We start from the raw sequence: 15446 nt of genomic DNA on the forward strand, positions 1-15446 counted from the left end.
GAGACACCCGTGAGCGTTTCCGTCCGCATCCCCACCATCCTGCGCACCTACACCGGCGGCGAGTCCGAGGTGAGCGCCTCCGGCACCACGCTGGCCGAGGTGCTCGACGACCTCGACGCCCGCTACGCCGGGATCAAGGGCCGCATCCTCGACGAGGCGGGCAGCCTGCGCCGCTTCGTCAACGTCTACGTCGGCAACGACGACGTGCGCTTCCTCGACAACCTCGACACCGCGACGCCCGACGGCACCCAGGTCTCGGTCATCCCGGCGGTCGCGGGGGGCTGAGCGGCGGGTCTACTCGGCCCGTACGTCGATCAGCGCGGCGTTGCCGCGGGAGTCGATCCGCACCTCGGCGACCGCGCCGTCCCGGAGGACGCGCTCCATCTCCGCGGCCTCGTCCTGCGGGAGGAACCAGCTCTCGATGCCGCAGCGGATCTGCCACATGGTGTCGTCGCAGGCGAGGTAGGTGCCGGAGTCGGGCCGCTCGCGGAGGTAGTCGGTCGCCACGCTGTGGCCGTCCTCCTCGGTGAGGACGATGTAGAGCGCGCCGCTCTCCCCGTCGTCCATCGAGCCCTGCCCGCCCCCACCGTCGGTGGAGAGGTCGTGCCGCAGGTCGGGGTAGCCGAGGGTCACGTAGGCCCCGCGGAAGGGGTCGATCGGGTCGACCGCTTCGACTCGGAAGGTGTGCGTCTCGCCGGTGGCACGGGCCGAGATCTGGGGGGCGACGCCGACGACGACCAGGGCGGCCTGGACGGCGACGACGACCCCGACGGTGAGCAGGCGGTTCATGAGTCGGCTCCTTCGAGGTTGGCGGAGATCCCGCGGCGGGCCCGGTCGAAGAGGAACCCGGTGCCGAGGAACACCAGGCCCAGGACGACGAAGAGCCAGGCGCCCTGGATGATCGCGGCGAAGACGGCGAAGCTCTGGAAGGTCGTGAAGACCACCAGTGCGACCATCGCGATCGCGGTGAGGGCCGGGGTGTCGCGCAGCGTGCCGAGCGCCGCCAGGCCGACCGCCACGACGACGTACGCTGCGACGCCCACGGCGGCGTGCGCCCAGTCGGCGGCGTCCACCGACGAGGTGTCGGTCCCGGTGTCCCAGAGCACCATCAGGACGGAGAAGGCGAGGACGCCGAGCGCCCCGAGCGGCTCGAGGCGGGCGGTGCCCCGCGCGACGGCCAGCGCCGCGGCGGCCGCGGCCAGCGCGGCGACCAGGCCGAGGACGAGCCACACGTTCCACTCGAAGCCGTCGGTGGTCGTGTAGGGGATGGCCGCGGCGAACAGGGTGACCATGGCCAGGGCGCACCCGACGGTGCGCCAGATGGCCGCGAAGTCCTCCAGCCCGCGGTCGTGGACGACGGCCAGCGACACGGCCAGCACCGACGCCGTGCCGATGGCGAGCACCGCACCCGCGCCGCTCCCGGACTCGGCCAGGGGCTGCCAGATCCACCAGACGAGGCCGGTGGCGATGCCGACCAGCAGGGGCATCACCGCGCGGGTCAGGTAGCCGTGCAGGAGGGTGCCGGCCGACCATAGCCCCAGGAGCACCGGCTCGTAGGCCGGCACCTGCATCGACTGTGCGGCCTGGAAGATCGTCGCGCCGAAGGCCAGCGCGGCCAGCAGCCGCAGCGCGCCGAGCACCCCGGGCGTCAGCCGCGGTGCCGCGAGCTCCCCGCCGACGAGGAAGGCCAGCCAGAACGCGGCCACGACGGCGAAGCGGAGCAGGGGCGGCAGCTGGTCGAGGTTGGCGGCGACCAGCCAGATGAGGCCCACGCCGACGAACAGCGCCCCGAGGGCGAGGAGGAGGCGCCCGAGCGAGAAGCGCCGGGTCTCCGAGACGGTGCGGTAGCGATCGGAGATGGCGGCGGCCTGGGTCGCGTCGACGATGCCGGCGGACTGCCAGTCGGCGAGCTCGCGACGCAACCAGCCGAGCTGGACCGCGGTCGCGGCGCGACGGTGGTCGTGCGGTTCCCTCTGCGGGGTGGAGGTGGTCATGTCTCCACTGTGGCCCTTCGCGGAGGTGCGCACATGAGTACGAAGTCCTGTTCCGATCGTCCGTTCGGACCAGTCCGTCGCGTCCCCGACGGCCGCCCCTCGACCGCCGTTGGCCCGGCGTTCGGTCGCGTCTGGTTGAAAGCGCCCATGACGACGAGCGGGACCGCACGGGGCTGGGCGCGGCTGGGACTGGGTGCGGCGACCCTCGGTGCGATCGCCGGCGCCGCGGCGTACGGCGCGCGCGAGCTGCTCACCCGCCAGGCCGCCGTCGCCCGCACCCGTATCAACCACCACGCCCTCGGCGAGGTCGCCCCCGACGCGGACAAGGTCTGGAAGAAGCGGTACGGCGACCCGGTCGAGCTGCTCGTCCTCGGGGACTCGATCGCGGCCGGGCTCGGCGCCGACGCCCCGAAGCACACGCTCGGCGGTGGCCTGGCCAGGCGCGTCGCCAAACGCACCGGGCGCGGCGTACGCCTGCACACCGCGGCGCGGGTCGGGTCGGAGAGCTCCGAGCTGGCGGGGCAGCTGGCCGGGCTCCCTCCGGGCTACCGCGCCGACGTCGCCGTGATCGTGGTCGGCGGCAACGACGTGACCCACCGGGTGCCCACCGCGGACTCGGTGCGACACCTCACCGAGGCGATCGAGCTGCTGGGCGAGCGGGGGACCCCGGTCGTGGTGGGCACCTGCCCGGACCTCGGCGCCCTGCGGCCGGTGCCCCAGCCGCTGCGCTCCCTGGGCTCCCGGGCCTCACGGCAGCTGGCGGCCGCCCAGCGCGACGCTGCCCTGGCGACCGGCGCCCGGGCGGTGTCGCTGGCGCACGTGGTCGGGCCGTTCTTCATCACCAACCCCGACGAGATGTTCAGCCTGGACCGGTTCCACCCCAGCACCCACGGCTACAAGCGGACGGCGTCGGCGATGCTGCCCTCGGTGCTGGCCGCGCTCGGGTACGCCGAGACGGTCCCGTTCGGGCACCACGCGCCGGCACGGTCACCCGGGCCGAGGTCCGGGCCGGGGTCTCAGCCGGGCGGCGGCTCCGCCGTCTCGTAGCCCCAGCCGGCGCTGCCGTCGTCGCGCCACCGGTCGCGGGGGTCGACGTCGGGCTCGTCGGTGACCGTGCGCAGGAGATCCTCGGCGGCGTGGGAGTTGCCGGGCGTCGCGGCCGCGAGCAGGGCCTCCTCGCCGTCGGCGTCGTTGAAGTCCGGCGGCACGACGAGGAGCCGCAGGGTCGTGCGGTCCGTCGTCAGCACGTCGACGTGGTGCGTGTCGTCGTGCGGCAACGAGCAGGTCTCGACCTGGCGGCCGGCCACCCGCACGTGGGGGACGGCGCCGTCCCAGTCGGGCGGGGAGTAGAGCACGCGGGTGATGCGGCCGAGGTGGGCCGGGAAGTGGTCGACCAGGTCTTCGACCTCGGTGGCGAGGTCGCGGCCCCGCGGCCACCAGCCCCCGTCGAGGTGGCCGGCTCCCGCCGGGGTCACGACGCGGAGGCGGAGCGGACCGCGGTCGACAGCCGCCGGGGACGCAGGAGGGGACGGGGTGGGCGTCGACATGGCGACCGCCTTCTCGACCGGTGGCCGCGCTCCGGCGGAGGCGGTGGGCGGGTCGTTGCCCTCGACACTACGTCCTCGGCGATCAGGCCGCCGGGCGGCTGGCCACGGTCGGGAGGCCGATGGACCCGATGGCGTCCCAGTCGTCGGTCACGAGCACCACGTCGCGGCCGCGGCGGGCGAGCAGGCTGGCCGCGATGGCAGCACGGAAGCCGCTCCGGCAGTGCACCCACACCTGGCCCGCGGGGAGGCGGCCGATGGCGCCGTCGAGGTCGTGCAGGGGGACGTGCATCGAGTCGGGGAGGTGCGACGCGTGGTACTCCGCGTCGAGGCGCACGTCGAGGGTGACGCTGCCGCGCGGGCTGCGCGAGTACGTCGCCCAGTCGGCGACGCGGTAGTCGGTGCTGTCGAGCCAGGTGTCGACCGGGCCGAGGAGGTGCGTGGCCCGCACCGTCATCCCGATCTGGGCGAGGTCGTGCACGCCGGCGGCGAGGTCGTCGGGGGAGTCGCTGACCAGGACGACGTCGGTGCCCCACGGCACCAGCCACCCGGCGTACGTCGCGAGCTGCGGGCAGTCCTCGATGTTGACCGAGCCGGTGAGGTGGGCGCGGGCGAAGGCGTGCCGCGAGCGCAGGTCGATCACCCAGGAGCCGGCGCGGACCGCGGCGTGCACCGCGACCTCGTCGACCTCGGTCGGCGGCAGCACCGGCGTCGCCCCCGCGCCGGCCCGGTTGAGGGCGGACATGTGGCGGTAGTAGCGGGGGACCGGGCCGAAGCCGGCCACGAGCGCCTCGACGTAGGTGTCCCGCGGGGTCCGGAGCACGGGGTTGGTCCCGCGCTCGTCGCCGATGGTGCCGTGCACGCCGCCCCCGGGGACGGTGGCGGCGCAGAGGCTGCCGAAGCCGTGGGTGGGGTGGAGGCCCACCCTGTCGTCGAGCGCGCCGAGCTGGCGGGCGCTCTCCCACTGGGCCCGCCCCATCATCCGGCTCAGCAGCGGGTCGACCAGGTCGGTGCGGCCGACCGTGCCGTGCAGCAGGCTGCCGCCCGAGAACACGGTGCGGGCCCCGGACTCGGGATCGGTCACCAGGAACGACTGGTGGTGCAACGTGTGGCCGGGCGTCGACAGGACCTGGACGACCAGGTCGCCGACACCGAGGATGTCGCCGCCGCGCACGCCCAGGCGGTCGACGTGCACCTGCTCGTCGGCGGAGAGCCAGTAGTCGGCCCCGTGCCGGCGGGCCAGGCCCGGGGCGCCGGAGACGTAGTCGTTGTGCACGTGGGTGTCGGCGACCGCCGCGATGCGGACGCCCGCCTCCTCGGCGGCGAGCTCGAGCGGGCGCCAGTCCCGCGGGGGGTCGACGACCAGGGCGTGTGCCCCGTCGTGGACCAGGTGTGCGTGGTTCCCCAGCTCCGGGACCTCGACGACGATGACCTCCATGATGCTCCCCACTGTCTAAAGTCAACCAACTTACTCATATTAAAACAGACGCGGACCACCTCGTGCCGCAGCGGCGCCGAAGTGCCCGCCCGGCGCCGCCTAACCTCTGACGGTGCCCACCACCGTGCTCGCCGGTTTCCTGACCGGTCTCTCCCTCATCGTCGCCATCGGGGCCCAGAACGCCTTCGTGCTGCGGCAGGGGATCCGGCGCGAGCACGTGGGTGCGGTCGCGCTGCTCTGCTCGGCCGCCGACGCCGCGCTGATCCTCGCCGGCGTGACCGGCATCGGCACGATCGTGGAGCGGGTGCCGGTGGTCCTGGACGTGGTCCGCTGGGCGGGGGCGGCCTTCCTGCTCGGCTACGCCGTCCTCGCCCTGCGTCGCGCGGTGCGCCCCGGCGAGCTGCACGCGGCCACCGGTGGCGCGCGGGTCGGGCTGCGCCCGGTGCTGACCACGGCCGCCGCACTGACCTTCCTCAACCCGCACGTCTACCTCGACACCGTCCTGCTGCTCGGCTCGATCGCCAACCAGCACGGTGACGACGGGCGCTGGTTCTTCGCGGCGGGGGCGGTGCTGGCCAGCTTCGTCTGGTTCTTCGGGCTCGCGTACGGCGCGCGCCGCCTGGCGCCGCTCTTCGCCCGGCCCGCTGCCTGGCGGGTCCTGGACGGGGTGATCGCCGTCGTGATGGCCGCCATCGCGCTCTCCCTCGTCCTCGGGGGGTGAGGGCGGCCGACCCCCGGTCGTTAGGGTTCCGTCGTGGTCTCCCTCTCCCCGCACCAGGTCGTCTCCGCCGTGCGCCGCCGCCTCCCGGGTGCGGCGCCCGAGGGCGTCGTGCCGCCCACCAGCGAGACGGCGGAGCCGACGCCGCAGCAGCGACGTCGCGAACGCCGGCGCCGGCTGCGGGCGATGACCCTGACCGAGCTGGCCGAGGAGTTCGGCACCGACAAGTGGGGCGTGCACCGCTACACCCCGCACTACGAGCGCCACCTCCAGCACCTGCGGCGTCGTGAGTTCACCCTGCTGGAGATCGGGGTGGGCGGCTACACCCGGCGCAAGCGCAGCGGGGCGTCGCTGAAGATGTGGCGCTGGTTCTTCCCGCGGGCGACGATCGTCGGTCTCGACATCGAGGACAAGTCCTTCATCGACCAGGGCCCGATCGTGACCTACCGCGGCGACCAGACGGACCCCGACGTCTTCCGCCGGATCTTCGAGGAGCGGGGCGTCCCGACGGTCGTCATCGACGACGGCAGCCACGTGCCGGCCCACGTCCGCGAGACCTTCTCGATCGTCTTCCCGCTGCTCCCCGACGGCGCGATCTACTGCATCGAGGACACCCAGACGTCGTACTGGCCCGCCTGGGGCGGCCAGCTCGACCCGCGGGCCCGGGGGACGTCGATGGACATGGTCAAGGACCTCGTCGACGGCCTCAACCACGAGGAGCTGCTCGTCGAGGGCTACGAGCCGACCTACACCGACACGCACGTCCGGGCGGTGCACTGCTACCACAACCTCGTCGTCATCGAGAAGGGTGACAACCGCGAGGGCACCAACCGCGACACCAGCTCCGGGCACTTCCACGGCAGCTCGCCCGACCCGGCCGCCAGCGCCGCCGCGACCCCCGAGGAGACCCCGTGACCGTCCTGCTGGCCACGTGCGCCGACCTGCCCCACGGCGAGCCCGGGAGCGAGGCGCTCGACGCAGCCCTGGCCGCCCGCGGGGTCGACCACGCGTGGGCGGCGTGGGACGACGAGGCCGTCGACTGGGACGCCGCGGACCTGGTCGTCGTCCGGTCCACGTGGGACTACGCCACGCGCGCCGAGGAGTTCCTCGGCTGGACCCGCTCGCTCGACCAGTCCCGCCTCCTCAACGGGGCCGACGTCTTCTCGTGGAACCACGACAAGGCCTACCTCGCCGACCTCGGGACGCTCCCGGCGGTCCCGACCCGCCTCACGTCCTCGCCGACGGAGTTCGCCGCCGCCATCGAGGAGTTCGGCACGGCGGTCGTCAAGCCGCGCGTCAGCGCCGGCGGCGCCGGGCTGATCGTGGTCTCGGACCCGCACGACCCCCGCCTCGGCCAGACCCTCCGCAGCCACCCGACGTACCCACCGGTCGGCGGTCCCTGGATCGCCCAGCCGCTCGTCGAGTCGGTGCGCACCCACGGGGAGGTGTCGGTCTTCGTCATCGGGGGCCGCGTGGTCTCCCAGGTCGACAAGCTGCCCGCCGGCGACGAGGTGCGGGTGCACGAGGAGTTCGGCGGCGCCTCCCGGCCGGTGCCGATCGACCCGGTGGTCGCGGAGGTCGCGTCGCTCGCGGACGCCTGGCTGGCCGAACGCTTCGAGCGTCCGCTCGACTACGTCCGCGTCGACCTGCTGCTCCACGACGACGAGTGGGTGGTCTCCGAGCTCGAGCTGATCGAGCCCGGTCTCTACCTCGACGTGCTGCCCGCCAACGCCGACCCCTTCGCCGACCTCGTCGTCGCCCGGCTGGGGTGAGCCGCATGGAGCACACCTACGCCCTCGACCTCGAGTGGAAGGGCAACCGGGGCAGCGGCACGAGCGGCTACCGGGACTACGCGCGCGACGTGGTGCTGCGGGCGGCCGGCAAGCCCGCGCTCGAGGGCTCGGCGGACCCGACCTTCCGCGGCGACGCCTCCCGGTGGAACCCCGAGGAGCTGCTCGTCGCGGCGCTGGCCCAGTGCCACCTGCTGTCCTACCTCCACATGGCGGTCACCCACGGCGTCGTCGTGACGTCGTACGCCGACTCGCCCGTCGGCACCATGGCGCAGGAGGGGATCGGCGGGCACTTCACCCGGGTGCTCCTGCGCCCGGTGGTGACCGTGGCCGACGAGTCCCAGGTCGAGGTGGCCCTGCGCATCCATCGGGAGGCGGGCGAGGCGTGCTTCATCGCGTCGTCGGTGAACTTCCCGGTGGAGCACGAGCCGACCGTCCACGTCGCGCCCTGAGCTGTTTGCACTCGCCGGGGTCGAGTGCTAAACATGAGGCTGGCACTCTCATCATGTGAGTGACAACTCGGCATCGGTGATCGCTGAGGTCCGCACGTCGACGGGAATGGTCCGTCGGTCCGTGCGGGTCGTCCGTCGCGGGCAGCCCACCGACGCCACCCACACAGACTCATCACGAAGGAAATCGCTGAGTATGGCCAAGCTGATTGCTTTCAACGAGGAAGCCCGTCGCGGCCTCGAGCGCGGGATGAACACCCTCGCCGACGCGGTGAAGGTGACCCTCGGCCCCAAGGGCCGCAACGTCGTCCTGGAGAAGAAGTGGGGCGCCCCCACGATCACCAACGACGGTGTCTCGATCGCCAAGGAGATCGAGCTGGAGGACCCCTACGAGAAGATCGGCGCCGAGCTGGTCAAGGAGGTCGCCAAGAAGACCGACGACGTCGCCGGTGACGGCACGACGACGGCCACCGTGCTGGCCCAGGCCATGGTCCGCGAGGGCCTGCGCAACGTCGCGGCCGGCGCCAACCCGATGGGCCTCAAGCGCGGCATCGAGGCTGCGGTCACCGCGGTCTCCGAGCAGCTGCTCTCGATGGCCAAGGAGGTCGAGACCCGCGAGCAGATCGCGGCCACGGCCACCATCTCCGCCGGTGGCGACACCACCGTCGGTGACGCCATCGCCGAGGCGATGGACAAGGTCGGCAAGGAAGGCGTCATCACCGTCGAGGAGTCGAACACCTTCGGCATCGACCTCGAGCTGACCGAGGGCATGCGCTTCGACAAGGGCTACATCTCGGCCTACTTCGCCACCGACCTCGAGCGCATGGAGGCGGTGCTGGAGGACCCCTACATCCTCATCGCCAACTCCAAGGTCTCCACGGTCAAGGACCTCCTCCCGCTGCTGGAGAAGGTCATGCAGTCCGGCAAGCCGCTGCTGATCATCGCCGAGGACGTCGACGGCGAGGCGCTGTCGACCCTGGTCGTCAACAAGATCAAGGGCACCTTCAAGTCGGTCGCCGTCAAGGCTCCCGGCTTCGGTGACCGCCGCAAGGCCATGCTCCAGGACATCGCCATCCTCACCGGTGGCCAGGTCATCTCCGAGGAGGTCGGCCTCAAGCTCGAGTCGGCCGGCATCGAGCTCCTCGGCCAGGCCCGCAAGGTCGTCATCACCAAGGACGAGACCACCATCGTCGAGGGCGCTGGCGACCAGGGCCAGATCGAGGGCCGGGTCAACCAGATCCGCGCCGAGATCGAGAAGTCGGACTCCGACTACGACCGCGAGAAGCTGCAGGAGCGCCTGGCCAAGCTGGCCGGCGGTGTCGCGGTGATCAAGGTCGGCGCGGCCACCGAGGTCGAGCTCAAGGAGCGCAAGCACCGCATCGAGGACGCCGTCCGCAACGCCAAGGCTGCGGTCGAGGAGGGCATCGTCGCCGGCGGCGGCGTGGCCCTCGTCCAGGCGGGCACCGAGGCCTTCCTCAAGCTCGACCTGTCGGGTGACGAGGCCACCGGCGCCAACATCGTCAAGGTCGCCATCGAGGCCCCGCTCAAGCAGATCGCGATCAACGCCGGTCTCGAGGGTGGCGTCGTCTCGGAGAAGGTGCGCAACCTGACCCCGGGCCACGGCCTCAACGCGGCCACCGGCGAGTACGTCGACATGATCGCCGAGGGCATCATCGACCCCGCCAAGGTGACCCGGTCCGCCCTCCAGAACGCCGCCTCCATCGCGGCGCTCTTCCTCACCACCGAGGCCGTCGTGGCCGACAAGCCCGAGAAGGCTCCGGCCATGGGCGGCGGCGGTGGCGACATGGGTGGCATGGGCGGCATGGACTTCTGATCGCCAGGTCATCCGCGGCGAAGCCGCGGGTGACCGTGGGCGATCAGGTTGAGGAGCGTCGACGCACTCCGGAACGCAGTGACGGAGTGCGGGACGCGTCTCGAAACCGGTCCACCAGCCCTTCCAGCTCCACCAGCAAGGCCCCCACCTCCGGGTGGGGGCCTTGCTCCGTCTCCGGACACGTCGGCTTTGGCACCATGCCCCCATGAGCCCCGTCGAGCTGCTCCGGTCCCCGACCCTCACCGACTCCGCGCCCTACGCCTGTGCCGCCCGCGCCGGCGACCTCGTCCTCACCGCCGGCGCGTGCCCGCTGGACGCCGCCGGCGACGTGGTCGCGCCGGGTGACGTGGCCGAGCAGGCGCGTCGCGTGATGGCCAACCTGGTCACCGCCCTCGCCGACGCCGGCTGCGGCCTCACCGACGTCGCCCGGACCACGGTCTACGTCGCGTCCTCCGACCGCGCCGACCTGGTCGCCGCCTGGGAGGTGGTGCGCGCCGCCTTCGGGGAGCACGACGCCCCGAGCACCCTGCTCGGCGTCGCGCTGCTCGGCTACCCCGACCAGCTCGTCGAGGTCGACGCGATCGCCGTGCGTCCCTCCTGACCGCTGGGGCCACGCCGGGCCGCCGAGCCCGCGGGATCGGGACGTAAGTCCCTACGCCTCGACCTCCCGGTGCCCGATGGTGGACACGGGGTCGCCGTACGCGCTACCCATGGACCAACGGGAGGCGCCGCATGACGGCACGGCACGACGCAGAGGCCACGACCGGGACCCCCACCACCACGGGTGGTCCCGTGCTGATGCTGGTCCTGGCGACGCTGGGCTTCGCCGTCAACTTCTGGGCGTGGGCCCTGATCAGCCCGCTCGGGCCGATGTTCCGCAAGACCGGGGCGCTGGGCGAGCTGTCCGAGTCCGACGTGGCGCTCCTGGTGGCGGTCCCCGTGCTCGTCGGGTCGCTGGGCCGGATCGTCGTCGGCGCGCTGACCGACCGGTACGGCGGCCGGGTGATGTTCCCGCTCGTCTCCGCGGCCACGGTGATCCCGGTGCTCTTCATCGGGTTCGTGGCCATCGACTCCTACACCCTGCTGCTCGTGGGCGGGTTCTTCCTGGGGATCGGCGGCACGGCCTTCGCCGTCGGGGTGCCCTTCGTCAACGCGTGGTTCCCGCCCGAGCGGCGTGGGCTCGCGATCGGCATCTTCGGAGCGGGCATGGGCGGCACCGCCATCAGCGCGCTCACCACCGTCAAGCTCTTCGAGCGCGACGAGAGGCTGCCGTTCGTCATCACCGCGATCGCCCTCGCGGCGTACGCCGTCGTGTCGTGGGTGCTGCTGCGTGACGCCCCCGGGCGCGTGGTGCCCACGACGTCGCTGGCCTCACGACTCGTCGCCAATGCCAAGCTGCCGATCACCTGGCAGGCCTGCATCCTGTACGCCGTCGCGTTCGGCGGCTACGTCGCCTTCTCGGTCTACCTGCCGGCCTACCTCATCACCGCCCACGGGCTGACCCCGGCGGACGCCGCCAACCGGATGGCGGGGTTCGTGGTCGTCGCGGTCCTGTGCCGCCCACTCGGCGGTGCGCTCTCGGACCGGTTCGGCCCGATCCCGGTGCTCGCCGCCGTCTACGCCCTGGTCGCGCTGTGCGCCGCCGTGGCGGCCGGGACCCCTCCGCTGGACGGCGCCGGCACGGTGGCGTTCCTGGCCATGGCCGCGGCCCTCGGCGCCGGCAGCGGTGCCGTCTTCGCCCTGATCGCCCGGGTGACCGAGCCGGCCCGGGTCGGTGGGGTGACCGGCCTCGTCGGTGCGGCCGGCGGTCTCGGCGGGTTCGTGCCGCCCCTGCTGATGGGCTACGTCTACGGCCAGACCGACTCCTACGCCATCGGGCTGTGGCTGCTGGCGGCCACCGCCGCGCTCACGCTCCTGCTGACCCTCACCGTCGTCCGTCGTACCGCCGCCGCATCGGAGACCGCATGACAGCGCTCGAAGGCCCCCTCACCTCGGCCCTGATCGGGGGCCGGACCTTCTTCACCAAGGCGACGGCGTCCGAGGACGGCCGGGCCCTGTTCAAGAAGGGCGGCCGGGAGGGGGACGCGTTCTACCGCGACCGCTGGAGCCACGACAAGGTGGTCCGCTCGACGCACGGGGTCAACTGCACCGGCTCCTGCTCGTGGAAGGTCTACGTCAAGGACGGGATCATCACGTGGGAGGCCCAGCAGACCGACTACCCCTCGGCCGGCCCCGACAAGCCCGAGTACGAGCCCCGCGGCTGCCCCCGCGGCGCCGCGTTCAGCTGGTACACCTACAGCCCGACCCGGGTGCGCTACCCCTACGTCCGGGGCGTGCTGCTGGAGCTCTTCCGCGCCGCGAAGCAGAAGTACGGCGACCCCGTGGTCGCCTGGGGCTCGATCGTCCAGGACGAGGAGCAGGCCCGGCTCTACAAGAAGGCGCGGGGCAAGGGCGGCCTGGTCCGCGCCAGCTGGGACGAGGTGGCCGAGATCGTCGCCGCGGCCCACGTCTACACGGTCAAGCGCTGGGGCCCGGACCGGATCGCCGGGTTCTCCCCGATCCCCGCGATGTCACCGGTCTCCTACGCCTCGGGATCGCGCTTCCTGGAGCTCATCGGCGCCCCGATGCTGTCCTTCTACGACTGGTACGCCGACCTCCCCAACGCCTCCCCGCAGATGTTCGGCGACCAGACCGACGTGCCCGAGTCGGGGGACTGGTGGGACGCGGGCTACCTGATCATGTGGGGCTCCAACGTCCCGATGACCCGCACCCCGGACGCGCACTGGATGACCGAGGCGCGCTACCGCGGCCAGAAGGTCGTCGCGGTCGCCCCCGACTACGCGGAGAACGTGAAGTTCGCCGACGAGTGGGTCACCACCGCCCCCGGGACGGACGGGGCGCTCGCGATGGCGATGGGCCACGTGGTGCTCAAGGAGTTCTTCGTCGACCAGGACGTGCCGTTCTTCACCGACTACAACAAGCAGTACACCGACCTCCCGAACCTCATCTGCCTCGAGCCCACCGGCGACGGCGCCTACCGTCCCGGCAAGTACCTCGTCGCCGGTGACATCGAGCACCCGGAGGGTGGCGCGGAGAACGCGATGTGGAAGCCGGCCGTCATCGACGCCGGCACCGGCGAGGTCCGCATCCCGCAGGGCGCCATCGGCCACCGCTTCGGCGACGAGGGGCTGGGCCGGTGGAACCTCGAGCTGGGCGACATCGACCCGGCGCTCACGATGTACGCCGACCGCGAGGGCGGGACCCGCGAGTCCGTCGAGGTCGAGCTGCCGCGCTTCGACGACCCCGACGGCAAGGTCCGCCGGCACCGGCGCGGCGTACCGGTCGCGAGGGTGGGGGACCGGCTCGTGACCACGGTCCTGGACCTGATGCTCGCCCAGTACGGCGTCGCGCGCGACGGCCTCCCCGGGGAGTGGCCGACGGGCTACGACGACCCGACGGACCCAGCGACCCCCGCCTGGCAGGAGACCCACACGGGCGTCCCCGCTGCCCAGGTCGAGCGCCTGGCCCGCGAGTGGGCGCAGAACGCGATCGACACCGAGGGTCGCGGGATGATCCTGATGGGGGCCGGGGTCAACCACTGGTTCCACTCCGACCAGATCTACCGCGCGATGCTGGTGCTCACCACGATCACCGGCTGCCAGGGCCGCAACGGCGGCGGCTGGGCGCACTACGTGGGCCAGGAGAAGATCCGCCCGATCATGGGCTTCCAGCACATGGCCTTCGCTCTCGACTGGCACCGCCCGCCGCGGCACATGAACCAGACGGCGTACTGGTACGTGAACACCAGCCAGTACCGCTACGACACCTTCAGCGCAGACGACCTGGATGCCGGCACCGGCATCTTCGCCGGGCGGACCGTGATGGACCTGCTGGCGCAGTCGGTGCGCCTGGGCTGGAGCCCGAGCTACCCGACGTTCGACCGCAGCTCGCTGGCCCTCGCCGACGACGCGGACGCCGCGGGCATGGAGGCGCCGGCGTACGTCGCCCGGGAGCTCAAGGCGGGCACCTTGAAGTTCGCGGTGGAGGACCCCGAGGCGGAGGACAACCACCCGCGCATCCTGTCGCTGTGGCGCTCCAACCTGCTGGGCTCCTCGGCCAAGGGCAACGAGTACTTCCTGCGCCACCTGCTCGGCACCGACAGCGCGGCGACCGCCGTGGAGGCGCCGCCGGACATGCGCCCCCGGGACGTCGCGTGGCCCGACAAGGCGGCCGAGGGTCGCCTGGACCTGCTCACCACGATCGACTTCCGGATGACCAGCAGCACGATCTTCAGCGACGTGGTCCTGCCGGCGGCCACCTGGTACGAGAAGCACGACCTGTCGACCACCGACATGCACCCCTTCATCCACTCGTTCAACCCCGCCATCGCCCCGCCGTGGCAGACGAAGTCGGACTGGGACACGTGGAAGGTCATCGCCGAGAAGTTCTCCGAGCTCGCGGTCACCCACCTCGGCACCCGCAAGGACGTGGTGGCCAAGCCGCTGTGGCACGACACCCCCGAGGCGATGGCGAGCGAGCACGGCGTGGTCAAGGACTGGAAGCTCGGCCCCGACCACCCGGACGGCTGCGACCCCGTGCCCGGGAAGACGATGCCCGTCATCGCGGTCGTCGAGCGCGACTACACCCAGGTCTTCGAGAAGATGACGTCCATCGGCCCGCTGCTCGAGAAGGTCGGCATGCTGACCAAGGGCGTCGCGTACGACGTGAAGCGCGAGGTGGACATCCTCCGCACCCGCAACGGCGTCGTCCACGGGGGCGCCGGCGACGGCCAGCCCAAGGTCGAGACCGACGTGCAGATGGCCGACGCCATGCTGCACCTGGCGGGGGTGTCCAACGGCCACCTCGCGACCCAGGGCTTCCGGTTCCTGGAGAAGCGCACCGGCACCGAGCTGGCCGACCTCGCCGCCGAGCACGAGGGCAAGCAGATCACCTTCGCCGACACCCAGGTCGCCCCCGTCCCGGTGATCACGTCACCCGAGTGGTCGGGCTCCGAGTCGGGCGGTCGCCGCTACGCGCCGTTCACCATCAACATCGAGCGGCACAAGCCGTTCCACACCCTCACCGGCCGCCAGCAGTTCTACGTCGACCACGACTGGTTCCTCGGGATGGGCGAGATGCTGCCGGTCTACCGGCCACCCCTCAACATGACCGCGCTCTTCGGGGAGACGCCCATCGGCGAGCAGAACGAGCTCGGCGTGTCCGTGCGCTACCTGACGCCGCACAACAAGTGGTCGATCCACAGCGAGTACCAGGACAACCTCTTCATGCTGTCCCTCTCGCGCGGCGGCCAGTCGGTGTGGATGTCCGACCGGGACGCGGCCAAGGTCGGGATCAAGGACAACGACTGGATCGAGATGGTCAACCGCAACGGCGTGGTGGCCGCCCGGGCGATCGTCAGCCACCGGATGCCGGAGGGGACGGTCTACATGCACCACGCCCAGGACCGGCTCATCGACGTGCCGCTCACCGAGCGGGACGGCAAGCGCGGCGGCATCCACAACAGCCTCACCCGGATCCTGATGAAGCCCAACCACATCGTGGGGGGCTACGCCCAGCTGTCCTACTTCTTCAACTACATCGGCCCGATCGGCAACAACCGTGACGAGGTCACCATGATCCGCAGGCGGACCGCGAAGGTGGAGTACTGACATGGGTTTC

At 72.1% G+C, this 15446-nt stretch carries 14 protein-coding genes; 10 read left to right on the forward strand and 4 right to left on the reverse strand.

Features of this window, described 5'->3' with window-relative positions:
* Positions 1 to 9 precede the first annotated feature (9 nt).
* On the forward strand, positions 10 to 285 hold the full coding sequence (locus tag ASG88_RS08850; protein WP_056887047.1) for a MoaD/ThiS family protein: 276 nt from the start codon (positions 10 to 12) through the stop codon (positions 283 to 285).
* A gap of 9 nt (positions 286 to 294) precedes the next feature.
* Here the strand turns inward: ASG88_RS08850 and ASG88_RS08855 are convergent, their stop codons facing one another.
* Together ASG88_RS08855 and ASG88_RS08860 are read right to left on the reverse strand one after the other, a co-directional pair.
* Positions 295 to 789, reverse strand: coding sequence for a GDYXXLXY domain-containing protein (locus tag ASG88_RS08855; RefSeq protein ID WP_056887048.1), 495 nt, complete (start codon positions 787 to 789; stop codon positions 295 to 297).
* The gene (locus tag ASG88_RS08860; protein WP_056887049.1) at positions 786 to 1994 is read right to left on the reverse strand and encodes a DUF2157 domain-containing protein; all 1209 of its coding nucleotides are present in this window, start codon (positions 1992 to 1994) and stop codon (positions 786 to 788) included. Before ASG88_RS08860 ends, ASG88_RS08855 begins: the two co-directional genes overlap by 4 nt.
* 147 nt (positions 1995 to 2141) lie before the next feature.
* Between ASG88_RS08860 and ASG88_RS08865 the strand changes: the two genes are divergently transcribed.
* A complete protein-coding gene (locus ASG88_RS08865) occupies positions 2142 to 3041 on the forward strand; it encodes an SGNH/GDSL hydrolase family protein (protein WP_056887050.1) in 900 nt (299 codons plus the stop codon).
* Here the strand turns inward: ASG88_RS08865 and ASG88_RS08870 are convergent.
* A complete protein-coding gene (locus ASG88_RS08870) occupies positions 3011 to 3541 on the reverse strand; it encodes a DUF5994 family protein (protein ID WP_056887051.1) in 531 nt (176 codons plus the stop codon). The genes ASG88_RS08865 and ASG88_RS08870 overlap by 31 nt on opposite strands.
* An 82-nt stretch (positions 3542 to 3623) precedes the next feature.
* Positions 3624 to 4988, reverse strand: a complete 1365-nt coding sequence (locus ASG88_RS08875) for a rhodanese-like domain-containing protein (RefSeq protein WP_157559644.1) — start codon at positions 4986 to 4988, stop codon at positions 3624 to 3626.
* A gap of 100 nt (positions 4989 to 5088) precedes the next feature.
* Between ASG88_RS08875 and ASG88_RS08880 the strand changes: the two genes are divergently transcribed.
* From ASG88_RS08880 to ASG88_RS08915, 8 genes are all read left to right on the forward strand, one after another.
* Positions 5089 to 5697 carry a LysE/ArgO family amino acid transporter gene (locus tag ASG88_RS08880; protein ID WP_056887053.1) on the forward strand — a complete coding sequence of 203 codons (609 nt, stop codon included), beginning with the start codon at positions 5089 to 5091 and terminating at the stop codon, positions 5695 to 5697.
* Positions 5698 to 5730: 33 nt separating this feature from the next.
* On the forward strand, positions 5731 to 6609 hold the full coding sequence (locus ASG88_RS24030; RefSeq protein WP_056887054.1) for a hypothetical protein: 879 nt from the start codon (positions 5731 to 5733) through the stop codon (positions 6607 to 6609).
* Positions 6606 to 7466: an ATP-grasp domain-containing protein gene (locus ASG88_RS08890; protein WP_056887055.1), complete on the forward strand. Its 861-nt coding sequence runs from the start codon at positions 6606 to 6608 to the stop codon at positions 7464 to 7466. The genes ASG88_RS24030 and ASG88_RS08890 overlap by 4 nt, the downstream gene beginning before the upstream one ends.
* Positions 7467 to 7471: 5 nt before the next feature.
* Positions 7472 to 7936, forward strand: coding sequence for an OsmC family protein (locus tag ASG88_RS08895; protein WP_056887056.1), 465 nt, complete (start codon positions 7472 to 7474; stop codon positions 7934 to 7936).
* A 193-nt stretch (positions 7937 to 8129) separates the two neighbouring features.
* Positions 8130 to 9767 (forward strand): chaperonin GroEL, encoded by a 1638-nt coding sequence (gene groL / locus ASG88_RS08900; RefSeq protein WP_056887057.1) that lies wholly within the window; start codon positions 8130 to 8132, stop codon positions 9765 to 9767.
* Positions 9768 to 9972: 205 nt separating this feature from the next.
* Complete coding sequence (locus ASG88_RS08905; RefSeq protein ID WP_056887058.1) at positions 9973 to 10368, forward strand: RidA family protein; 396 nt, start codon at positions 9973 to 9975, stop codon at positions 10366 to 10368.
* Positions 10369 to 10499: 131 nt separating this feature from the next.
* Complete coding sequence (locus ASG88_RS08910) at positions 10500 to 11735, forward strand: MFS transporter (RefSeq protein WP_056887059.1); 1236 nt, start codon at positions 10500 to 10502, stop codon at positions 11733 to 11735.
* Entirely contained in the window at positions 11732 to 15436 is a 3705-nt protein-coding gene (locus ASG88_RS08915) for a nitrate reductase subunit alpha (RefSeq protein ID WP_056887060.1), read from the forward strand. Before ASG88_RS08910 ends, ASG88_RS08915 begins: the two co-directional genes overlap by 4 nt.
* Positions 15437 to 15446: the final 10 nt, after the last annotated feature.

It is taken from the genome of Nocardioides sp. Soil777 (assembly GCF_001428425.1).
Lineage (GTDB): Bacteria > Actinomycetota > Actinomycetes > Propionibacteriales > Nocardioidaceae > Nocardioides > Nocardioides terrigena.